The sequence below is a fragment of the Mariniphaga sp. genome, assembly GCF_041687215.1.
Lineage (GTDB): Bacteria > Bacteroidota > Bacteroidia > Bacteroidales > Prolixibacteraceae > Mariniphaga.
On the sequence record NZ_JAWLCI010000002.1, the window covers coordinates 49,318 to 71,378 of the forward strand.

The 22,061-nt window shown below is 41.3% G+C and carries 24 protein-coding genes; 11 read left to right on the forward strand and 13 right to left on the reverse strand.

Annotated features, from left to right (window positions below; genetic code table 11):
- Window positions 1–223 precede the first annotated feature (223 nt).
- From ACESMA_RS01465 to ACESMA_RS01475, 3 genes are read left to right on the forward strand one after another with little or no spacing between them, the layout of a single operon-like run.
- Window positions 224–922 (forward strand): DUF1080 domain-containing protein, encoded by a 699-nt coding sequence (locus ACESMA_RS01465; RefSeq protein WP_372946973.1) that lies wholly within the window; start codon window positions 224–226, stop codon window positions 920–922.
- Window positions 923–925: 3 nt separating this feature from the next.
- The gene (locus ACESMA_RS01470) at window positions 926–1,966 is read left to right on the forward strand and encodes a Gfo/Idh/MocA family protein (RefSeq protein WP_372946974.1); all 1,041 of its coding nucleotides are present in this window, start codon (window positions 926–928) and stop codon (window positions 1,964–1,966) included.
- Between the two features lie 38 nt (window positions 1,967–2,004).
- Entirely contained in the window at window positions 2,005–3,834 is a 1,830-nt protein-coding gene (locus ACESMA_RS01475; RefSeq protein ID WP_372946975.1) for a DUF5060 domain-containing protein, read from the forward strand.
- A 7-nt stretch (window positions 3,835–3,841) separates the two neighbouring features.
- Here the strand turns inward: ACESMA_RS01475 and ACESMA_RS01480 are convergent, their stop codons facing one another.
- Complete coding sequence (locus tag ACESMA_RS01480) at window positions 3,842–4,786, reverse strand: glycoside hydrolase family 43 protein (RefSeq protein ID WP_372946976.1); 945 nt, start codon at window positions 4,784–4,786, stop codon at window positions 3,842–3,844.
- Window positions 4,787–4,827: 41 nt separating this feature from the next.
- Window positions 4,828–6,642 (reverse strand): glycoside hydrolase family 2 protein, encoded by a 1,815-nt coding sequence (locus ACESMA_RS01485; RefSeq protein ID WP_372946977.1) that lies wholly within the window; start codon window positions 6,640–6,642, stop codon window positions 4,828–4,830.
- 135 nt (window positions 6,643–6,777) lie between these two features.
- On the opposite strand from ACESMA_RS01485, the gene ACESMA_RS01490 reads away from it, so the two are divergent.
- Window positions 6,778–7,032 (forward strand): hypothetical protein, encoded by a 255-nt coding sequence (locus tag ACESMA_RS01490; RefSeq protein WP_372946978.1) that lies wholly within the window; start codon window positions 6,778–6,780, stop codon window positions 7,030–7,032.
- A 135-nt stretch (window positions 7,033–7,167) separates the two neighbouring features.
- Here ACESMA_RS01490 and ACESMA_RS01495 read toward each other — a convergent pair whose 3' ends face one another.
- Genes ACESMA_RS01495 through ACESMA_RS01505 form a run of 3 tightly spaced genes read right to left on the reverse strand, consistent with a single transcriptional unit; the run spans window position 7,168 to window position 7,827 of the window.
- Window positions 7,168–7,329, reverse strand: coding sequence for a hypothetical protein (locus ACESMA_RS01495; RefSeq protein WP_372946979.1), 162 nt, complete (start codon window positions 7,327–7,329; stop codon window positions 7,168–7,170).
- 55 nt (window positions 7,330–7,384) lie between these two features.
- Window positions 7,385–7,627, reverse strand: coding sequence for a type II toxin-antitoxin system HicA family toxin (locus ACESMA_RS01500; RefSeq protein ID WP_372946980.1), 243 nt, complete (start codon window positions 7,625–7,627; stop codon window positions 7,385–7,387).
- The gene (locus tag ACESMA_RS01505; protein ID WP_372946981.1) at window positions 7,624–7,827 is read right to left on the reverse strand and encodes a 2-oxoisovalerate dehydrogenase E1 subunit beta; all 204 of its coding nucleotides are present in this window, start codon (window positions 7,825–7,827) and stop codon (window positions 7,624–7,626) included. Before ACESMA_RS01505 ends, ACESMA_RS01500 begins: the two co-directional genes overlap by 4 nt.
- 483 nt (window positions 7,828–8,310) lie before the next feature.
- Between ACESMA_RS01505 and ACESMA_RS01510 the strand changes: the two genes are divergently transcribed.
- Window positions 8,311–9,924 carry an ABC-F family ATP-binding cassette domain-containing protein gene (locus ACESMA_RS01510; protein ID WP_372946982.1) on the forward strand — a complete coding sequence of 538 codons (1,614 nt, stop codon included), beginning with the start codon at window positions 8,311–8,313 and terminating at the stop codon, window positions 9,922–9,924.
- On the opposite strand, the gene ACESMA_RS01515 is transcribed toward ACESMA_RS01510, so the two are convergent.
- The gene (locus tag ACESMA_RS01515) at window positions 9,893–10,141 is read right to left on the reverse strand and encodes an RNA polymerase sigma factor (RefSeq protein ID WP_372946983.1); all 249 of its coding nucleotides are present in this window, start codon (window positions 10,139–10,141) and stop codon (window positions 9,893–9,895) included. The two genes, ACESMA_RS01510 and ACESMA_RS01515, sit on opposite strands and share 32 nt — an antisense overlap.
- 340 nt (window positions 10,142–10,481) lie before the next feature.
- Between ACESMA_RS01515 and ACESMA_RS01520 the strand changes: the two genes are divergently transcribed.
- Both ACESMA_RS01520 and ACESMA_RS01525 read left to right on the forward strand, forming a co-directional pair.
- Window positions 10,482–11,093 carry a YhcH/YjgK/YiaL family protein gene (locus ACESMA_RS01520; protein WP_372946984.1) on the forward strand — a complete coding sequence of 204 codons (612 nt, stop codon included), beginning with the start codon at window positions 10,482–10,484 and terminating at the stop codon, window positions 11,091–11,093.
- Between the two features lie 13 nt (window positions 11,094–11,106).
- Complete coding sequence (locus tag ACESMA_RS01525) at window positions 11,107–11,691, forward strand: DUF1349 domain-containing protein (protein ID WP_372946985.1); 585 nt, start codon at window positions 11,107–11,109, stop codon at window positions 11,689–11,691.
- 21 nt (window positions 11,692–11,712) lie between these two features.
- Here the strand turns inward: ACESMA_RS01525 and ACESMA_RS01530 are convergent, their stop codons facing one another.
- From ACESMA_RS01530 to ACESMA_RS01540, 3 genes are all read right to left on the reverse strand, one after another.
- Window positions 11,713–12,147 (reverse strand): hypothetical protein, encoded by a 435-nt coding sequence (locus ACESMA_RS01530; protein ID WP_372946986.1) that lies wholly within the window; start codon window positions 12,145–12,147, stop codon window positions 11,713–11,715.
- Between the two features lie 221 nt (window positions 12,148–12,368).
- Window positions 12,369–13,232 carry a DUF6265 family protein gene (locus ACESMA_RS01535; RefSeq protein ID WP_372946987.1) on the reverse strand — a complete coding sequence of 288 codons (864 nt, stop codon included), beginning with the start codon at window positions 13,230–13,232 and terminating at the stop codon, window positions 12,369–12,371.
- Window positions 13,233–13,279: 47 nt separating this feature from the next.
- A complete protein-coding gene (locus ACESMA_RS01540; RefSeq protein WP_372946988.1) occupies window positions 13,280–13,861 on the reverse strand; it encodes a pentapeptide repeat-containing protein in 582 nt (193 codons plus the stop codon).
- Between the two features lie 85 nt (window positions 13,862–13,946).
- Here ACESMA_RS01540 and ACESMA_RS01545 point away from each other — a divergent pair, with 85 nt between their 5' ends.
- A complete protein-coding gene (locus ACESMA_RS01545; RefSeq protein WP_372946989.1) occupies window positions 13,947–14,204 on the forward strand; it encodes a hypothetical protein in 258 nt (85 codons plus the stop codon).
- Between the two features lie 5 nt (window positions 14,205–14,209).
- Here the strand turns inward: ACESMA_RS01545 and ACESMA_RS01550 are convergent, their stop codons facing one another.
- A complete protein-coding gene (locus ACESMA_RS01550; RefSeq protein ID WP_372946990.1) occupies window positions 14,210–14,554 on the reverse strand; it encodes a hypothetical protein in 345 nt (114 codons plus the stop codon).
- 163 nt (window positions 14,555–14,717) lie between these two features.
- On the opposite strand from ACESMA_RS01550, the gene ACESMA_RS01555 reads away from it, so the two are divergent.
- A complete protein-coding gene (locus ACESMA_RS01555) occupies window positions 14,718–17,633 on the forward strand; it encodes an FAD-binding and (Fe-S)-binding domain-containing protein (RefSeq protein ID WP_372946991.1) in 2,916 nt (971 codons plus the stop codon).
- A gap of 119 nt (window positions 17,634–17,752) precedes the next feature.
- Here the strand turns inward: ACESMA_RS01555 and ACESMA_RS01560 are convergent, their stop codons facing one another.
- Window positions 17,753–18,880 (reverse strand): Sb-PDE family phosphodiesterase, encoded by a 1,128-nt coding sequence (locus ACESMA_RS01560; protein WP_372946992.1) that lies wholly within the window; start codon window positions 18,878–18,880, stop codon window positions 17,753–17,755.
- Window positions 18,881–18,995: 115 nt separating this feature from the next.
- On the opposite strand from ACESMA_RS01560, the gene ACESMA_RS01565 reads away from it, so the two are divergent.
- Window positions 18,996–19,736: an SGNH/GDSL hydrolase family protein gene (locus tag ACESMA_RS01565; protein WP_372946993.1), complete on the forward strand. Its 741-nt coding sequence runs from the start codon at window positions 18,996–18,998 to the stop codon at window positions 19,734–19,736.
- A 1-nt stretch (window position 19,737) separates the two neighbouring features.
- Window positions 19,738–21,024 carry a kynureninase gene (kynU, locus tag ACESMA_RS01570; RefSeq protein WP_372946994.1) on the forward strand — a complete coding sequence of 429 codons (1,287 nt, stop codon included), beginning with the start codon at window positions 19,738–19,740 and terminating at the stop codon, window positions 21,022–21,024.
- A 1-nt stretch (window position 21,025) separates the two neighbouring features.
- Here the strand turns inward: kynU and ACESMA_RS01575 are convergent, their stop codons facing one another.
- Both ACESMA_RS01575 and ACESMA_RS01580 read right to left on the reverse strand, forming a co-directional pair.
- Window positions 21,026–21,442: a lipocalin family protein gene (locus ACESMA_RS01575; protein ID WP_372946995.1), complete on the reverse strand. Its 417-nt coding sequence runs from the start codon at window positions 21,440–21,442 to the stop codon at window positions 21,026–21,028.
- A 111-nt stretch (window positions 21,443–21,553) separates the two neighbouring features.
- Window positions 21,554–21,973, reverse strand: a complete 420-nt coding sequence (locus tag ACESMA_RS01580; protein WP_372946996.1) for a hypothetical protein — start codon at window positions 21,971–21,973, stop codon at window positions 21,554–21,556.
- Between the last annotated feature and the right edge of the window lie 88 nt (window positions 21,974–22,061).

Consider the following 22,061-nt stretch of genomic DNA (forward strand, 5'->3'; position numbering starts at 1 on the left):
CCCGAAAAAATTGGAACTGGATATTAAATCGAAATTTGAATTGAAAAATGAAATAGAATAATATGGAAATAAATAATAAAATAGTTGAATCAGTTCTACGCCCTGAAAGGGCAAATTATTTCAACCCAACGGCAACGCTTTGGGGTAGCGAACAGTACAATAAAAAAGCGCCCTGAAAGAGCAACTTAATAACGAAAAACAATAACTTTAAAAATTAAATATCATGAAAAACAATCTTTTAATTCTAATCATCTTCTTTGCAGCATTGTCCTGCAAAAACTCCGAACAAAAAACCATCAGCCTGTTCAACGGCACTAACCTCACCGGTTGGCACGTGGATGTGCCGGCTATGGACAACAACCCCGACACCATCAATCCGTTTATTGTGCGCGATGGAATGCTGGTGAGCCTGGGCACTCCAGGTGGCCACCTGATTACCGATTCGGTGTATCAGAATTATCGGCTGGAAGCAGAGTATCGCTTTGCCGGAGAACCCGGAAATTGCGGTGTGCTGGTGCACGCATCCACTCCGAGGGCGCTATATGGTATGTTTCCCAAATCGCTGGAAGTGCAGATGATGCATGAAAACGCCGGCGACTTCTGGTGCATTGTGGAAGACATTACCGTACCCGACATGGAGGAACGACGCGGTCCCAAAGAAGAGTGGGGAATTACCGAAGGAAAAAAACGCAGGATATTAAACCTGACCGACGGCTCAGAAAATCCGGTTGGCGAATGGAATACGATGATAATTGAATGCGTGGGAGACGAAATAAAAGTATGGGTAAACGGCGATTTGGTCAATTACGGATACGATTGTACAGCGACCATAGGACAAATTGCCGTTCAGGCTGAAGGCTCAGAGGTAGAGTTCAGAAAGCTGGAAATAACCCCAATTGAAAAGATTACTCAAACCGAATAAGGTATGAAGCAATTGAAAGGCGTGGGTATTGGTGCCGGCTATTTCAGTCCGTTTCAATACGAAGCATGGACCCGGATTCCCGAAGTGGAAATTACAGCCCTGTGCAACCGCGATGCGGAAAAAGCAAGGCCTTACATGAAAAAATATGGAATTCAACGGCATTACACCGATTACCGAGAAATGATTGAAAAAGAAAAGCCCGATTTTGTTGACATCATCACTCCACCGGAAACCCATTTGGAAATGACAAAGTTTGCAGCGGACCGGGATATTGATGTCATTTGCCAAAAGCCGCTGGCGCCAACCTTCAAAGAAGGAAAAAAAATTGTGGAATACGCCACCAAAACCGGTATCCGTTTTATGGTACACGAAAACTGGCGGTTTCAGCCCTGGCACCGCGAAATTAAAAAGCTCATTCTAAATGAAGAAATAGGGAAAGTGCATTTTATGAACTGGCGCAAACGCATGGGCGACGGCTGGGGCGAAAATGCCTACATTCCAAGGCAACCATATTTTCGGGAATATCCGCGTTTGATTGTTTATGAAAACGGCATTCATTTTATCGACACGTTTCGGTACCTGGGCGGAGAAATCAAGCGTGTATTTGCCTGGCTGAAAAAATTGAACCCGGTGATTGCCGGTGAAGATTTTGCGCTGGTGAATTTTGAATTCGAAAATCCGGACCTGCTGGCTGTCTGGGACGCCAACCGCTACAATGAACCCAACTACGAAAATCCACGCCTGACTTTCGGCGAATTTCAGGTGGACGGAACGAAAGGTACCATCCGTTTGTATTCCAGCGGAAAAATTACCATTCAGAAACTGGGCGAAAAGGAAAAAGAACATCAATACGAAATGCAACCCATAAATTTTGCCGGCGATTGTGTTTACACCACTCAGCGCCATTTTATCGACTGCCTGCTCAATGGAAATGAGTTTGAAACAAACGGCCCCGACTATCTGAAAAGTCTGGCCGTTCAGGAAGCAGTTTACAAATCGGCGGAAACCGGAATGCCAGAAAACACAAGAGAGTTTAAAGTATAAATTATAATACATTATTTGCATCATTAAAATTCAAAACAATGAAAAACCTGATTTACATTTTTCTGATTTTCTTTCTTTTTACCAAATCAAAAGCCGATGAACCGTATATTTTAATTGACGGGGAATTGAAACAATGGCACAAAGTTACGCTGGTTATTCCAGGTCCGCTTGCTTCGGAATATGCAAAAGAAAATCCGTTTCTGGATTATAAACTGGAAGCAACGTTTACTAACGGAAACAGGAGTTATACCGTACCTGGATTTTTCGCTGCGGAAATAAATGCCGCCGAAACTTCAGCTGAAGGGGGAAATATTTGGAAAGTGCGGTTCCGGCCTGACAAACCCGGCGAATGGAAGTTCAAAATTTCTTTAAAAAAAGGAAAAGATATTGTGGTGAAAGAGAATGATGAATTTGGTGAACCTGTCATTTCAATTGATGGGCGGGAAGGAATTTTCACCGTTGAAAAATCAGATAAAACCGGGGACGATTTCCGTGCAAAAGGGAGAATTGTAAATGACGGAAAAGGGTATTTCAAATTTAAGGATTCCGAAGAAATATGGATTAAAAACGGCGCCGATAGCCCCGAGAATTTTCTGGCATTTGCCGACTTTGACCAGACTTCGCGTTTCAGCCTGAAAACTGAAGTGCGTGAAGGTGAAGCCGACCCTAAAAAAGATTTACACAAATATGAACCGCACCTGGCCGACTGGAACGAAGGCGATCCCATGTGGCAAGGCGGAAAAGGAAAAGGAATTATTGGCGCGCTGAATTACATCCATTCCGCCGGAGTGAATTCAGTTTATATGCTAACGATGAACATTCTGGGCGACGGCAAAGACGTTTGGCCTTACAAAGACTATAACGAACGCTACCGTTTCGATTGCAGCAAACTCGACCAGTGGGAAATCGTTTTCGACCATGCACAGAAACTCGGAATCATGCTGCATTTTGTTTTGCAGGAAACCGAAAATGAAACGTTGCTCGACAATGGTTTCACCGATGTACAACGTATGGTTTACCTGCGCGAACTGATTGCCCGCTTCGGCCACCACCTGGCTGTTACCTGGAACATGGGCGAAGAAAACGGTCCGGCCAACTGGACACCAATCGGCCAAACCCACGACCAAAAAGTGGCCATGGCCAACTACCTGAAAAAAACCAACCCGTTTCCCAACATTGTGGTGGTGCACACCCATGCCAACGACGAGAAACAAGATGAATACCTGACGCCGTTCCTCGGTTTCGAAAATTTTGACGGGCCCAGTATGCAAATCGGCAATCCGGCACGGGTAAACCAGCGTATTGCCAATTGGATAACCGCATCGGAAAAAGCCGGAAAGCGCTGGTTGGTAAATCTCGACGAAATTGGCCCGCACTGGAAAGGTGTGCTGCCCGACTCGCATGATGCAGACCACGACACAGTCAGGGCAGATTGCCTTTGGGGTGCACTGCTTGGAGGTGCCACCGGTGTGGAGTGGTATTTCGGTTACCGGTATCCGCATAATGATTTAAACCTGGAAGATTTCCGCAGTCGGGAAAACTGGTGGAAACAATCCACCATTGCCACCCAATTTATGAACACTCTGCCGGTTGAATCCATGAAACCTGCCAACGAACTGGTTAATCTGGAAAATGCTTTTTGTTTCGCCAATCCCGGTGAAATGTATGTGATTTACCTTCCGATGAATTCAGACGAATGTAAACTGAAGCTCGATTCAGATAAAACCTACATTGTAAAATGGTTTAACCCACGAGAAGGAGGTGAGTTAAAAAATGGAAGCATATCCAACGTGAAAGGCCCCGGTATTTCTACTATTGGAAATCCGCCGGAAAATAAGGAAAGGGATTGGGTGGTGCTAATTCAGTAAAAATGGTTTAATCAATTTGTCGTGCCATCACTCCCTTATCCGTAATCTTCACCGGAAGAATTTTTCCATCTTCGTTGAACTCCATTTTGTCGATACAGGTAACCCGGTGGTGAGGCGAAGTTTCGGTAAGCGGACGGCGGTGATACACGGCATACCACTCATCGGTGCCGGGAATGTTCAGCACCGAATGATGTCCGGCACCGGTAGCCACTTCCGGGTCCTGCTGCAAAACAGTTCCGACACGTTCAAACGGCCCAAACGGATTGTCGGAAATGGCGTAAGCCACACGGTAATCGGGTCCGGTCCAGCCACCTTCCGACCACATGAAATAATATTTTCCGTTGCGAATAAACATCACCGGACCTTCCACATAACCTTCGGGTGTTACTTCCAAAAACATTTCGCCGTTGGGCAGTGGCTCCAGACCGGTAAAGTCATCATTCAGCTTTACTACGTTACAGTGGCTCCAGCCTCCGTAAAACATGTAAAAGCTGCCGTCCACGTCTTTAAAAACAAACTGGTCGATGGGCTGTGCGCCGTTTACGTTTTCACTGATAAGCGGTTCGCCCAGCAAATCTTTGTAAGGTCCTTCCGGCTGGTCGGCAACCGAAACACCAATTCCTCCCACTTCACCGGGATGAACGTCGTTGGCAGCAAAAAAGAAGTAATATTTCCCCTCTTTTGAAATTACTCCCGGCGCCCACATGGCCCGGTGCGCCCATTTTACTTCCGAAGTGTCGATGATGTTTTCGTGTTTTGTCCAGTTCACCAGGTCGGGCGACGAAAAACAATCAAATTTCACCTGCTCTTCGTAAGGGGCAGAAAAGGTAGGATAAATCCAGTATTTGTCGTCATAAACAATCACTTCGGGGTCGGCATACCAGCCTTCGAAAACCGGGTTTCCTGACCATTCCTTTTCCTCATTCTTTCCTGAATTTGTGCAAGAAAACATAAAAATCATTAAGCCAGTCAAAATGAAAAGCTTCCGCATAGCTATTTATTCAGAAAATTTGAAATTTCAAGATTCGCTTTCCTGATTCGCTCTTCATCCATCTTAATCACTTTCCTGTCGTAAGTCATCAGCCCGTTTACCTCCACTTCCACGTCGGTGGTCTGGGTATAAACAGCACCTGAGTAGCCATTGGGAATCAGTTCTTTCAGTCTGTAAATCATTTCGATGTATGCATCGGTAGCTTCTTTTGAAGTTTTGTACTGCACATACCCCCAGTTGCGGCCTTCCTCCCAAAGATGGTTATCTACCACCAGACCGATTCCTCCATATTCACCCAAAACATTTACCCGTTTCGAATCATACAAACCCATTACCGGGTTCGGGTAATTGTGCATGTCCAGGATATCTCCCACCTCGTAGTGGTTTCCGCCACTTGCTGAATTGATTAAACGCGAAGGATCATAGTTTTTAGTCCATTCCACAATATCTGCGGTTTTAAACTGGCCCCACGCTTCGTTAAACGGCACCCAAACCACCACACTCGGATTGGAATAGCAAAGGTCCATGATTTCTTTCCACTCGTGGCGGAAGTTTTTTTCGGATTCGGCACTCCGTTGCAGTTCCAGTCCGTTGAAATAGTTACGCATTTGCCACTGGGGCGAGCGGTCGCCATTGGGCATATCCTGCCACACCAGAATGCCTTCGCGGTCGCAGTGATAATACCAACGGGCCGGTTCCACTTTTACGTGTTTTCGAATCATATTAAAACCGAAATCTTTGGTTTTTTTGATGTCGTACAGTAACGCTTCATCTGTGGGTGCGGTATATAATCCATCAGGCCACCAACCCTGGTCGAGCGGACCGAAATGAAAATAGTCCTTGTTATTCAATTGCATCCGAACTACCCCGTTTTCATCGCGTGCTGTTGAAATTTTGCGCATTCCGAAATAACTTTTTACCTTATCAGTGGCTTTTCCGTCTCGCAGAATGGCGACCTCCATATCGTAAAGCAAAGGAGATTCGGGACTCCAAAGTTTGGCATTGGGAACTGCAACCAGCACCTCTTGTCCGGCGGCTGCTTTTCCTGTTCCAACCACGTTCCCGTTTTCCAAAACTTTTACTTCGATTATATCTGAAAAATTTGTGCCTGCCGTGGTAGCCAGAACCAACACATTCCCGCCATCAATATTGGGAACGGTTTTCAGATGCGAAATATATGCCTTTTCAACCGGTTCAATCCACACCGTTTGCCAGATGCCTGTTACCGGGGTATACCATATTCCGCGGGGCTCATTCACCTGTTTTCCGCGGGGTTGAAATCCTTTGTCAGTTGGGTCCCACACTTTTAACACCAGTTTCTGTTCGCCGCTTTTGTTCAGAAACGGTGTTATATCAAAACTGAAAGACGTGTAACCTCCCTGATGCGAACCCACTTTAATGTCGTTTACCCAAACATCGGCTTTCCAGTCAACGGCGCCAAAGTTAAGCACTACGTTTTTATTTTTCCAGGAAGAAGGAATTGTAAACGTGCGGTGGTACCACAATTCCTGATCTTCACCTACCCTTTTCTGAACACCGGAAAGACTGGATTCGATGGGGTAAGGAACCAAAATTTTTCCGTTGAAAGCAACAGGTAAGTTTCCTCCCCGTTCCAAAATGGTATAATCCCAAAGTCCATTAAGGTTTAACCACTGATCACGCACCAGTTGCGGACGCGGATATTCGGGCAATGGATTGGCCGGATCGATTTGTTCGGCCCATTGGGTTTTAATCCGGTCGCCGGCAGGTTGCCAGGGTTGGGTATTTCCCACGGTAAAAATTGCAAGAAAGAAAATAGTTGTAATGTATTTTTTCATTTGGTTCAATGTTTAAATGTTCAAAAAATATTGAATGTTAAAAATACAATCTTTGATTACGAATTGACTTCTTTGTAACACATTTTTTTTGTTTTTATGCCAATTATTTCAGCTCAAGCCAATAATTAAAAGTTAATGGCCATCGGATTCAATCTTGTCCAACACATTAGCGCAATCTCTTTTAAAAGCGACATATCACATCGTAAACCATCCGGGAAAAAGCCTGCGCCCACCTTAAAAATTTGGTGGACGAAATACGCGAAGACTGCAGAAATTTGTTCCGGCAAAATTCTAACCGGCACAGGGGAAAATAACGGCGTGCCGAACGTGGGACTTGTTGGAGCGTGTTATCAGATTATGAAAAAAGTGGCATCTTTTAAACAGGGTTGACTTTATTACGAAAAACATGCAATTTAGGATTGACTTTGTTACAATTTTTATTTTTATTGATTTGAGTCATGCATGGAAAGCTAACATAATTCCACATATAATTACCCAGTAAATCTTATCACTCAACATATAAAGCTATAAATAACCGCTTTTTTTGGTGAGGGAGAAAAAACAATCGTCTGCAGAAGTAGATTTGGCTATTTCATTTCGCGACAAGGTAATACGCGTTGAAATAAAATCGTAAACTTCGAATATTTTCTGAGCAATTACAAACTTTAGCAGGAATATGTTATTCATTTTAAAGTTCAGTTGAAATACAGGGGGAACTTAGTAAAGCAAATTGATGTTTGATTTAAAACAGTTTTTCCAATAGTTCCTTTTTCGATAACTGAAAATGGTTGGCTATATCCGACAAAATATTGGAAAGTGTCCCAATCTTCAAAGGATTATGGTTTGGAACCGTGATATGATGAATTCCATTTTCTTTTGTTGTAAGTCGAATGTGACTTCCTGTTTGCCGGGTAATTTGATAACCAAATTTTCCGATTATTTTGATTAATTCATAACCAGTAATGTCCCGTGGGATTTTCTTCATGCCGCAAAAACTTCTTCTTTTGTAAAATGTACCCTGATAATCTTCGGGAGTTTCTCTTCAAAATGGCAATGAACTGCATCCCGTATGTTTTCTTTAATTTCGTCGTAAGTATCTCCTTCTACAAAAATAGAAAATCCAAGAGCCCTTCCTTCAAAACCCCCTTCAGGTGATTCTTTCACAATAAATATGATCTCGTTCATTTTATTACAATTTTATTGAAAACAAAGATAGTGATGATTTTTTTTATATTCCAATGGCGGTAAAAAAATCGTTCCCATGCTTCCTGATAAGACGTGCTTCCTGATTCTATTTGACTTAACCAGCCACAGCCAAAAACTTACTTCAAAATCATTGTAATTAATTGCTTTTCCTGAAATCCCTCCATGGAATCTGTTAACATGATTTCTTTCCCATTTTTTATCTCATTAAATTGTTAATTTCATTGGTATTCGATGGAATTGCCATGAATAAATTTTTCACGTTAGATGTTAAATACCAAATATCATGACAATTTCATTTTTTTTGACGTTTTTATGTCAAGTTATTTCAGGGTAAGACAGTTAACTTCAATGTTATCAATTTTCGGAAATCCTTTTTTTGGTGCAGTAAAACCATTTTAATCACTACGTTTGCACACTTTTTTAAAAGAAAAGAGTAAAACCAGTTTATAACAATTTATTCGGATGATAACAGTTGCAGATTTAAAGATACAATTTGGGAAAAGAGTGCTTTTTCAGGATGTGAACCTGAAATTTACCGCAGGAAACTGCTACGGTATTATTGGCGCAAACGGGGCAGGAAAATCAACTTTTTTAAAAGCCATTTCAGGGGAAATCGATTCTACGTCGGGAAATGTCAGTTTGGGCCCCGGCGAGCGGCTCTCTGTGTTGAGCCAGAACCATTTTGCGTTTGATGAAGATTTGGTTATTCACGCCGTTATGAAAGGCCACTCCCAACTTTGGGAAATTATGCATGAAAAGGAAGCTTTGTATTCCAAACCCGACTTTTCGGATGAAGATGGAATGAAAGCCGCCGACCTCGAACAGAAATTTGGTGAAATGGACGGCTGGAATGCAGAAAGTGATGCTGCCATTTTGTTAAGCAACCTGGGAATAAGCGAGGAGTTTCATCACACGCTGATGAAGGACATGAGCGGGAAACAGAAGGTGCGGATTTTATTGGCCCAGGCACTTTTTGGAAAACCGGACAACCTGCTGCTTGATGAACCCACCAACGATCTTGATTTGGAAACGGTGTCGTGGCTGGAGAATTATCTTTCGGAATATGAAAATACCGTGCTGGTGGTTTCGCACGACCGTCACTTTCTGGATGCCATCAGCACACACATTGTAGATATCGATTTCGGTAAGATAAAATTATTTGCCGGAAATTACAGTTTCTGGTACCAGAGCAGCCAGTTGGCGCTGCGGCAACAAAAAGCACAGAACAAAAAAGCGGAAGAGAAAAAGGCCGAACTGCAGGAGTTCATTTCCCGGTTTAGTGCAAACGTGAAAAAATCGAAGCAGGCCACCAGCCGTAAAAAAATGATTGAGAAACTCAATATTGAAGAAATTGAGCCGTCAACACGGAAATACCCCGGCATTATTTTCACCCCGGAACGTGAAGCGGGCGATAAAATTCTCGATGTGCATGGTTTGAGTGCCAGTTTTGATGGCACCGTGCTTTTTAAAGATGTGGAATTTGTGGCAAACAAAGGAGATAAAATCATTTTTCTGTCGAAAGATCCCCGGGCAATGACAACACTTTTCGAAATCATCAACGGAAAACAACAGGCCGATTCAGGAACGTTTCAATGGGGGCAAACCATTACATCAGCCTATTTACCTTTGGATAATGCTGAATATTTCCGAAGCGAATTGAGCCTTTTTGACTGGTTCTGCCAGTTTACAACCGATACCACGGATTATTACATCATGAGCTACTTGGGAAAAATGTTATTTGCCCGCGATGAGGTGCATAAAAAAGTGGAAGTATTGTCGGGTGGTGAAAAAATGCGCTGTATGATTTCAAAAATGATGCTGCTCAATCCAAATGTTTTAATCCTTGACACTCCGACCAATCACCTCGATTTGGAATCGATTCAGGCATTTAACAACAACCTGGTAAAATACCCGGGAAATGTCTTCATGTCGTCGCACGACCACGAATTTATTCAATCTACCTGCAACCGCATCATCGAACTCACGCCAAACGGCATCATCGACAAACTGATGGATTACGACGATTATGTTTCAGATGACAGAATTAAGGAACTGAGGGAGAAAATGTACAGGTAAAACAGTTTTTCTGTCCATGTTCTGGCGTAATCCCAACCGGTACAGGGAATATTTTGAGGGTAATAAAACATTCCTGAATGAGGTCTTCCACTTCACTTTCGTTTGGCACAAACAGTTTACAATACCCCTTTAACCGTGGATAGAGTAAACGGAAAACCTCTTTATAAGCTTCCGGATTTCCTTTTTGGAGTTCTCTCTTTGTTTCAATGCTGAACATCAATTCAAAATTAGAAGAAAATCCGGTAAAAAAAATAAGTGTGGAGCTGGCGGGGTCCTATCCGGGTCCAAACAAGGAAGCAAAAAACTTTCTATATGATTAGCCCCAGAATTAATTTTCGTGCACCGGTTTGATCATCGCCAGCGAATTGTGGTAAGTTTCCTGAAAACCATCGCAAAAGGAAGTATTGAAAGATTTTCATCTAGTAAATTGTTCAATAAACGTAAATATGTTCTGAAAAATACAGTCATTTGGTTGGGATTCGGCTTAATTAAACCAACATTTTTCAAAATATTTCCCCATATTTGAATTCAATAAGAACAACTTCAATCTGAAATTTATGAAAACCCAATTAATTTTCATTTTAACAATTAGTTTTATGGCAATAGCATGTACCCCGCAAAAAAGCAAAACACCCGACCAATGGAGTGAAAAAGAACTCAATGAATGGTTTACTCAAGGAGAATGGAAACAGGGTTGGGAAGCCCGGCCCGATAAATCGGTGAATCAGAAAGAGTTTGCCCGTTTGTATTATGAAAATCAGTACCGCTGGAATAAAGCATTTCAGTTTTTGAGCGAACAAAATCTGGCAGAACTTGAAAAAGGAAGGTACGAACTGGAAGGCGCTGACTTGTTCGTAAATGTTGACGAATATGTTACGCGAAACGAGGAAGATGTTTTGTTTGAAGCGCACAAAAAATATGCTGATATTCAGGTTTTAATTTCCGGAGAAGAAAAAATTGGTGTTCTGCCACTGGAAAGCACTACTGTTTCCATTCCGTATGACGAAGAAAAAGACATCATGTTTTTAACTGCGGAGGATGAAAACTACCGAATTGCAGAGCCTGGAAAGTTTTTCCTGTTTTTCCCGCAGGATGCGCACCGGCCAACGGTGAAATCAACCGAAAATATCCCGGTCAGGAAAATTGTGGTGAAAGTCAGGATAAACTGAAAAACCGACTGCCATGAATCCGGAAGAATTTTACTGGATTAACCCGTCGCAGAAATTCACGCTGAATGATGGTGTTTTGAAAATTCAAACTGCACCCGAAACGGATTTCTGGCAGCGAACGCATTACGGATTCAGCAAAACAAATGCCCCGGCCTTTCTGAGAAAGATTGAAGGCGATTTTACATTCAGCGTTAAAACAAGTTTTTACACCCAAAACCGTTACGACCAATGTGGCGTGTTACTTTTCATTGATAACGAAAACTGGGTGAAAGTTTCGGTGGAGTACGAAAACGAACAATTTGCCCGGCTGGGGTCGGTTGTCACCAACCTGGGTTTTTCCGACTGGGCAACCACCGACATCCCCCTTCCTGTTAACGAAATGAGCTACAGACTCAGCCTCAAAGGGCAGGATGTTTATATTGAATATGCTGAAAAAGATGCCGTTTTTAAACAGATGCGGATTTTACATATACACCAGCCGGCTCAGAATCCGGGAATTGGCGTTTACGCCTGCAGCCCGTTGAAATCAAGTTTTGAAGCCGTATTTACCCATCTTAAAATAGAACCCTGTATGTGGATTGGGCAAAACGAAGAATAGATTATTCTATTATTTACAATGTCAGGCAGACGCCAGTTTTTTGTTGTCAGAAGAATTAATATCGTGTATTTTATTTTCGTTCCGGGATTTTATGTTCTCCATCATTTTTTGGGCCTTCCTGTTCAGTATTTCACGTGCCTGGGCAAATGAAGATAGGTTCCGGTAAATTTTCAAAATATTTATTTTCGGATCAGGTTTATCAACCGACTCGTTAAAAACAGGTGTATTTACTTTTGGCTTATCGTGCGGAATAAGTTTATCATTTTCAAAATCATACGAAAATTCATTATGTTCGGCAAACACGTATTCGAGATAAGTACGATCGTATTTAACTTCATAAAAGCGGGTGTAAATCAAATAGACTTTCCCATCAGGTAATCCGTAAAACTGCACCGGGGTTTTAGATGGAAGATATGTCATGCTGGATTGGTGGATTAATTTGACAAACATTTCCATAGTAACCAAATTTAAGGTTTATAAACACGTTCCTTCTCTCTTAAAAAGCGTTCTAAAATAATACTTTTTTTTGTTGAAACATCAAAAAAAATGAATTTCAGCAATTTAGCAATTCAGATCAGCATATTTCCCGAAACGATTCAGCAAAAATCTCACTTGTCATTTTATTTACCCAATTGGTATTCAATACTTTAATTTCAAAATATCAAAATCCGGATTTTTTATGGTTTTGCTTTCCATACTTTATCAGAGTACTGTAAATATTCTGGTAAAGCGGCCGAGCCATACCAATTGTACAATTCCACATCGAGCAATCCTGATTTTATGGCCGGATCGGTTTGCAGGATTTCATTTGCCTCTTCAAAACCTGCCACATTATTCAAAATAAAAATGCCACGGTAATTATTTTCATTTTTGCCCAGCGGGCCGGCAACTATCAGCTTATTTTGCTCTACCAACCTGTTTATATTGTCCATATGTCCCCGGAAACTTTCGCTGATAAACTCCTTATCCGTTGCTTTGTTTGTTCCTGTTTTAAGAATTACCAGCACGTAACTTTTCATTCCGTAATCGTCAGCTCCCAGTTTTTCAGCCAGTGCCCTGTCATAATTCGGATTGGCAATGGTGCTGTCTTTTAAAGTAAATTCTTCATGCTGCTTTTTCATTTTATATTCAAAACTATTTTGGTTGCCACCGGAAATCTGAACCAGCATATCCGTTTCAGATTGTTTTCTGTAAACAATTCTTTGGGGAAAATCATGGTCTGGATTTTCAAATACATAAATGCTGTCCGATTTTGTTAATTTAAAATCAATGCCTTTCCCCTGGTTTTGATTTATTACAGTAGCGGTATAAATTACATTATCATCAGTTCCTGTAATATCCAGGTATTCTGAAACGATCATTTCACCGTTTTTTATTTTATAGGAAAATCCTTTCAACGTTTGGTTATTTAACAAATTCCAATGCTCGCAAACCTCGCTGTTTTCAGATTTCCATGTACTTTCAAGAAACTTTGGAATGCCCGATTGACCGGAAACAAAATAAGCCGGTATCATCAATAATACAGTTATCCATTTTTTCATTTTTTAATTTTTTTAATTACAAGGTTAATTCAAACTCAGGAATCACCTCAACTTTGGTTATCGATGTAAATATCGTATTTTTCCAAAAGCCCCGGAAGACCGGAAACAGAGAATTTTGCTTTTTTTACCCGGTTCAATTCCGGGTTGATGGAATAATTGTAAGAAGTTCTCAAATCAGCGTTTTCAATATTGGTGCGTTCAAATTGTGCTCTTGCCAAATCGCACCTTTCAAACAAAGCGCCAGTCAGGTCGCATTCGGCAAAATCTGTTTCATGCAATTGTGTGTTTATAAAAACGGTCTTTTTTATTTTTGTTTTGAAAAAAGATGCATGATTCAAATTACAGTTTTCGAATGAGAATGCAAGCCCGAATTCATTGCAGGTTTCGAACCGGAGGCCAAGCATTTTACAATCTTTAAATTTAATGTCGCGAAAAGCTGTTTTGTCCAGGCGGGCCAGGCTCAGATTGCACCCTATAAAATCGCAATCAATGAATTGAAATCCGGAAAGTATGCAATTATTAAAATTGCAGTTGCTGAAAACGCAATGTTCATATTCTCCTTTTGCCAGCGATTTATCAGTGAAATCGTTGTTATTAAAAGTTTCGTCGTGAATGTAAACTTCAGTCATGTAATCTGTTTTTAAAGAGCAGAAATATAAAAAAATGTATCGGGATAATTTTAATTGTTGTAAATTAAACCCAAAAATCAAAATTATGAAACGAACTGTATTACTCATTCTGGTAAGGCACCGCCAGGAAACCGCAGAAAAGGTGCAGAAAATTTTAACCGGCTGGGGATGTTTTATCAAAACCCGACTGGGCATTCACGACGGCGTGCTTGAAAACTGTTCCGACAGTGGGCTGATATTCCTCGAACTTACAGGTGAAGAAATTAGCAAACACGAAGAAATTACGCGCAAACTCAACCTCGTAAAAGGAGTAGATGCAAAACTGGTAAGTTTGGAGGTGTAAAATAATCAATTCTGCCGGTTACATTTCACCAACATTTTTACCACTGTGCCTACCATAAATTGCAATGCTTTCGATCTGAAGGAGAAGTCGTTGAAAGTGCCGATAATAATGGATTCGGTTTTGGGATGGTAAAACATAAACGCACCGGTTGCGCCCACACATCCCCAGCAAACATATTTTTCGGGCATCAGCACCGGAATGGTTTTGAATTTCCAGATGGAATACCCGTAATTAAAACCGGGAGTGGGAAAACCCATGGGTATGTCGTCGGTTAACATCTGGTCCAATGTTTCTTTTTTTACCAGTTGATTGTTTACCAACTCTTTCATCAAAAACGAAAAATTCTTCACCCATGATGTTGCATTTTTGAATAGCCAGTTGAAACAGATTCCTTTTTTTACCCGGTGATGTTCTCAGGCGGAAGAAAAATCTGTGAAAATATTCTTCAAATTGAATTTAACAGGGCTACTTGCAACAAAATCTCTATTTTTACGGAACTAAAAGTTGAACCGTATGTTATCCGTTTTCAATAATCTAAAATCCCAATTGGAGGGCGATTTATTTACCGACAATGTTCAGCGCGTGCTCTACTCCACCGATGCATCGCAATACAAAGAACTGCCGCTGGCGGTTACCCGCCCGAAAAACAAAGAAGATATTCAGAAAATAATTGCCTTTGCCCGCGAAAACGGAACCTCGGTTATTCCGCGTGGCGGAGGCACATCACTGGCAGGTCAGGTTGTGGGTCCCGGAATTGTGGTGGATATATCAAAATACATGAACAAAATTCTGGAGTTGAATGTGGATAAACATTATGTGATTGTGGAACCAGGCGTGGTGCTGGCCGAACTCAACCAGGCGCTGGCACAGCACGGACTGCAATTTGGCCCCGAAACGTCAACTGCCAATCGTTGTGTAATTGGCGGTATGCTGGGAAACAACTCCTGCGGACTCCATTCACTCATTTATGGCAGCGTGCGCGAACATATTCTTGAAGTGGACGCCATTCTCTCCGATGGTTCGGAAACCACATTCAAACCGCTTACAAAAAAAGAATTTCAGCAAAAAATGAATGGCAATCCCAACCAATTGGAGAAAGCCATTTACCAGAATATTTTCGGTATTCTTTCCAATCCTGAAAACCAGAAGGAAATTCGCGACAATTTCCCTGACCCGAAACTTACACGCCGGAATATGGGTTATGCCATTGATGTACTGCTTGATTCAGAAATGTTTACCAAAGGAGATGAACAATTTAACTTTTGCAAACTCCTGGCTGGTTCGGAGGGCACTTTGGCATTTTCGCACCGTATAAAACTGAACCTGATTCCACTTCCGCCCAAATACAAAGGGTTGGTTTGCGCCCATTTTGAAACACTGGAAGAATCGCTCGAAGGAAATTTAATTGCACTGAAACATAAACCCGGCGCCATAGAACTGATGGACGACACGGTAATGCAGGCGGCCAAACAGAACATTGAACAAAACAAAAACCGTTTTTTCGTGAAAGGTGACCCAGGTGCGATGCTGATGATTGAATTTGCCTGCGAAACCGAAGAGGAACTGAAAAGGAAAGCCGCAGCATTGGAAAACGATTTACGTATTGCCAGACTGGGCTACCACTTTCCGTTGGTCACCGGAGCCGACAACATTAAACGGGTTTGGTCGCTTCGCACAGCCGGACTTGGTTTGCTGGCCAACATTCCCGGCGACCGGAAAGGCGTTCCGGGTATTGAAGACACCGCCGTTCATCCGGAATATTTGCCTGATTATGTTGCCGATATTAAAAAAGTGCTTAAAAAGCTGGGATTGAACAGTGTTTTTTACGCCCACATTGCCACCGGAGAAATTCACTTCCGTCCGCTCATCAATTTCAAAGACCCGGAGGATGTTAAACTTTTCGACACGTTAATGAACGAAACAGCAGAGCTGGTGAAAAAATACCGCGGCTCCATGAGCGGCGAACATGGCGACGGAAGGGTGCGCGGAAAATTTATTCCCTACATGCTGGGCGAACATAATTACAAATTGCTGAAAAGTCTGAAAAAAACCTGGGATCCTGAAAATGTTCTGAATCCCGGAAAAATTGTGGACACCCCGCCTATTACAGAAAGTCTTCGTGTAATTCCGGGAAAACCCACTCCTGAATATGATACGGTTTTCGATTTTTCAAGATACAACGGTTTCTTCAGAAGTATTGAAAAATGTAACGGCTCAGGCGACTGCCGTAAAAGCGAAGTGATTGGCGGCACCATGTGTCCCACTTTTATGGCTACCCGCGACGAGGACAAAACTACCCGCGGAAGGGCAAATATTCTTCGGGAATTTCTTTATTCCAACGAAAAAGAAAATCCGTTTGACCACCGGGAAATTTACGATATCCTCGATTTGTGTATTTCCTGCAAAGCGTGCAAAGCTGAATGCCCCTCGAACGTGGACATGGCTAAAATGAAAGCTGAATTCCTTCAGCATTACTATGATATTCATGGCATTCCGCTGCGATCACGAATGGTGGCTTATCTTCCCAGGCTAAACCCGTTGGCCATGCTGGTTCGGCCACTTTCCAATTTTATGATGAAAACACCGGTTTTCAAAAAAATGATTGGAATTGAAACGCGCCGCAATTTGCCTTCCCTTTCCAAAATTACACTAAACCGCTGGACTGTTAACGGAATTCCAGTGCCCGAAACGATAACCAAAGCAAAGGTTTTTCTTTTTAACGATGAGTTTACCAATTATAACGAAAGCGATATTGGGATTAAAGCCATCTTGTTGCTTACCAAACTGGGCTATGAAGTAAAAATTCCAATACACAAAGAAAGCGGACGTACTTTCCTGTCGAAAGGTTTGGTGCGGACTTCCATAAAAATTGCCACCGAAAATGTAAATCTTTTAAAGGATATTATTTCGGAAAAAACGCCACTTATTGGCATCGAACCATCAGCAATTCTGGCCTTCCGCGACGAGTACCCGGAACTGGTGGATAAAGATTTACAGCCGGCTGCCGCAAAACTTGGGCAAAATGCACTTCTGTTCGAGGAATTTATTTCAGCAGAAATTGAAAAAGGGAACATAACTGAAGAACAGTTTAGTACAGAAGAAAAACAGATTTTGCTGCACGGACACTGCCAGCAAAAAGCAGTTGCCAGCACCGAACCAACAAAAAAAATGCTTTCGCTACCCAAAAATTATTCGGTAAAAGAAATTCCATCGGGTTGTTGTGGCATGGCAGGTTCGTTTGGGTACGAAAAGGAACATTACGATTTGTCCATGAAAATCGGGGAAATGGTGTTATTCCCTGCCGTTCGCGAAGCAGAGGAAAAGGTAATTATTTCGGCTCCCGGAACCTCGTGCCGCCATCAGATTAAAGACGGCACAGGAAAAAAAGCCAAACACCCCGTAGAAATATTGTATGAAGCGCTCAAATGAATAAACTGCAATTATTTCCGGGTCAGACTTTCAAAAAAGGTCACAATTTTTGGTAATTATTGCCAATTATTACTTTTTACGAAAATGTGACATTTACATTTGGCACCGGCTCCAGTTTATTATTCCAGGGAAAATTCGACCAAAAGATTTTTATCGCTTCTGATAAAAGCAGTGCTAACTTTATACGTCAGGCTTTTTTGGTCAACAGGCGCAGTAATAACTTGCGCGGTTTGCGGGAAAAGGGTTACTTTTTCAGTTCCGTTGCCCGATTCCAGCTCCAGTTCAAAATACAAGTCGCTATTATTTTGAATTTCGAAATACTTTCTTTCTCCTTTTGTATGAAAAGAAGTTCCCAAATCAACACAAGCGTTGAAAAGATTACGCACATGTTCTTCTTTTCCGGCAATGTATTTACTAGCCCAGGCAACAGTTCGACCGGCATCGAGCGCTTCCCGCACCGATTCGGCAGTGCGATCTTTGGCAAAAACCAACGTCACAGTGCGGTGCACATAATCACCCAAATTGTAATCGTGAACAACCAGGTTGTGAATATCGAAAGTTCCCATTACGGTGAGGTTATTATCCACTGCCCAGTCCAGTGCTTTTTTGTGAAAACCAAATCCGTTAAACACCTCAATGCCATGCAGATTATTTTCCTTTTTCAGTTCGTCAATAAAATCAATCCATTCATACGAACCTTCAATGGAATTCACTTTCCAGCCGGGATGGTTCCAGAATATAAACGCATCTTGCTCAACGGCTTTCATCACAGCCTGTTTGTCCATTTCATTTCCCCTGTCTTCAATATACTCCGCAGCATCGCCAATAAAAAGTGCATTAAAATGCCCGGGCGGCGTATTTCGTGTTATTTCTGTTCCTTTAATAAAGACCAGATTATTTTCTACAGCCATATCTTTTGCCAGTTCCCAGGCTCGGTTGTGATTAACTTTTACATCTTCTGAATGCGGTGTGTATTCAATATGATCGGTAATTGCCATCACATCAAGTCCTTCCTGCCAGGCTTCCTGAACCCGCACACTTGGCCATACATGCCCGTCGGAAAAAACGGTGTGCATGTGCAAATCGCATTTTAAAGTTTGAAAGCCATCAATGTTGGGAATCTGAATTATCTGACGTTTCTTGGGATTCCTGAATTCATTCATCCGTAAAACGCCATCGTCTGTTTGAGCCTGTGATAAAATTGCTGTTCCAAGAAAAATCAGCAGGAATAATTTTAATTTTGACATTTGATTGATTTTTAACAATTAAAAAATTTTGACCAAATTAATCATTTTTAGTTTTCAATTTCATTACAGTTTTATAAAAAAGCAATAAATCTTTTTTCTTATTTTCACCGAAAAAATGAAATACACATCACTTTTTTTGCTTGTATTATTTTCATTTACAGCATTATTCTGTACTATTAATCAAGAAAAGGAAAAGGAGGAAAATTTGAGGCAGGGTGAATCGGAAAAAGATGAATCAACCAGTGAGCATGCAAAAACCTACCTTGCGTTGGGCGATTCTTATACCATTGGTGAAAGTGTGGATACGGATAAACGCTTTCCCATCCAGCTAACAAAAATGCTGAATGAAAGTGGACAATATGTTGCAGAACCAACCATAATAGCCCGCACTGGATGGACAACAGACGAATTGGAAACTGCAATTATCAGCCGCAATCTTGAGCCACCTTACGATTTGGTTACGCTTTTAGTTGGCGTAAACAATCAATACCGCGGAAGGGATACTGCAGAATATCGAGAACAATTTGTGCGGTTGCTGGAAAAATCAATTTATTTTGCAGGTTCAAAAAAAAACGTCATGGTAATATCCATACCAGACTACGGAGTTACTCCTTTTGGCCAGCAACAAAACCCGGAAAAAATTGCTTCAGAAATAGATGCATTCAATCAAATAAATTTTGAAGAAACCAGCCAGGCAGGTGCGTTTTACGTGAATATTACCCCAATCTCAAGAAGTGCAAAAAACAATTCCGGTTTGGTGGCAACCGACGGGTTACATCCTTCGGCAGAAATGTACCGGTTGTGGGTAAATGAAATTTTCCCTGTGGCTAAAAATATTCTTGAAAAAAATTACTGAAATGAATTTCAAATTTGATACTTCGGCAGAATTTGCCCTGAAAACAGATGAAAATGATTCGTTTAAACAATTTCGGGAGCGTTTTTTCATTCCGGATAAAAATACCATTTACCTGGATGGAAATTCACTGGGCAGACTTCCATTAAAAACAAAAACTTTAATTACAGAAATTACTGAAAAGCAGTGGGGTTCTGAACTCATTGAAAGCTGGAACAAACACTGGTATGAAATGCCTTCCCGGTTGGGCGATAAAATTGCACAGATTATTGGGGCTGACCCTGGTGAGGTAATCGTTTCAGACAGCACGTCAGTAAACCTTTACAAACTGGTTCATGCAGCATTAAATTATCAAAAGGAAAAAACCACAGTTGTCAGCGATGTTTTCAATTTTCCTACTGACTTGTATATTCTTCAGGGCATTTTAAAAGAAAAAGGACCGGATTACAAACTTGTACTGGCAGAATCGAAAGATGAGATTTCGATTGATATGCAGGATTTGAAAGAAAAAATAACCAAAAACACAGCATTGGTAGTCCTTTCACTGGTCGCGTTTAAAAGCTCGTTTTTATATCAGGCTGAACAAGTGGCCCAATGGGCGCACCAAAAAGGAGCTCTGGTATTATGGGATTTAAGTCATGCTGCAGGAGCACTTCCGGTGGAGCTGAATAATACCGGCATTGACCTGGCTGTGGGTTGTTCGTATAAATATTTAAACGGCGGACCCGGAGCACCTGCATTTTTATTTGTACGGAAAGAACTTCAGGAAAAGTTGTTTTCACCCATTCAAGGCTGGTTTGGACACCATCAACCTTTTCAGTTTAGCCTGAATTTTTCACCGGCACAAGGCATCAAAAAATATCTGACCGGGACGCCGCCTGTTTTAAGCTTAATGGCAATAGAGCCCGGACTTGATTTACTGCTGGAAGCTGGCATGGAAAAATTGCGGGTTAAAAGCATCAAACAAACTGAATATTTTCTTTTTCTTTTCCGGGAAAAGCTCGCAAAATATGGTTTTGTTTCAGGAACTCCCTCCGATTTTCAAAACAGAGGCTCGCATGTTTCGCTAAAACATCCGGAAGGTTACCGCATTTGTCAGGCTCTGATTCATCCTAAAAATAACGGAATAAAAGTCATCCCCGATTTTCGGGAACCAGACAACATCCGATTTGGAATCACACCCCTTTATACCACTTTTACTGAAATTTGGGAAACCGTTAACCGAACAAAAAAAATTATGGAATCAAATGAATTTCAACTCTTTTCAGACATCAGAAAACCAGTAACCTGAACTATTTTTTTCGGAATTTGGTCACCACTTTTGTGTTGTAAAAGTCATTAGACAGGGTAAGTTCCAGAATATTATCATCAAGCTTGTAGATGTATGGTAATAAAGAAGTTATTGTATCAAAATCAAGCTCAATTTTTAATGAATCTTCAATGGTTTCCCAGGTCCCCTTTTCAGATTCCATGGTCATATCGCGCTGCCGCATGTTAAAATCCTGGCTGAATTTTCCGTTTTTCGCGAATTTCATTTCCCAAACGGCTCCGGCATCTTTTAAAACCTTTTCGTTACTAACCGGATCGCCCCCTGTACCTATCAGTTTAAATTCAATAATTTCCCAGGTTCCCACCAACTCTTTGCTGCCCGTGGTTGCACATCCCATTAACGCTACAAATCCAAATAACACTAAAGTTTTTAAATTCATCTTAACCAATTTTATAAGGTTTGTTAAAGCGAACAAAGTTAAAAGAATTTTGAATTTATAAACCGAAAGAAAATCACGGAATTTACATTTGAGTGTGTCCAAAAAGAAGGATTAGTCCAGCTTTCGAAAAAAACCGAAAAATATAATTTTCCCCAATGTATCTTTTTTAAGTAATTTCAGGTTATTGTTTACAATTGCAAACTGAAACTCTTCGTTTTTTCTGAAATCAGCCGGATGCATAAACGTGATAAAATTTTTGGACAAACTCCATTGGTTGGCTTCGGTATTTTCAATAAAGCCAAATAGAGAATTGGTTTGCTGGCTAAACGTTCCTTTTTCATCAAATTCAATTTCCCAAAAAATATCCTGTTGCTTTAACTGAGCCTCTTTTATATTGACCAACTCACCACTCTTTTCGGTATAGTATTCAAAAAGCCACCATTTGCCAGGCAACTGCTTCGATGGCCGCATAAACAATTCAGTCGTTTTCAGCCAATGAATAACCGAAGAAAAGATAGCTCGTAGTCTCATAATTTTTGTTGCAACCGTTATTCGACCAAAATTATGCTTCTGCGTTTAATTCAAAAACAAATTTTGTTGTAAGATCAGCTTAAATTTT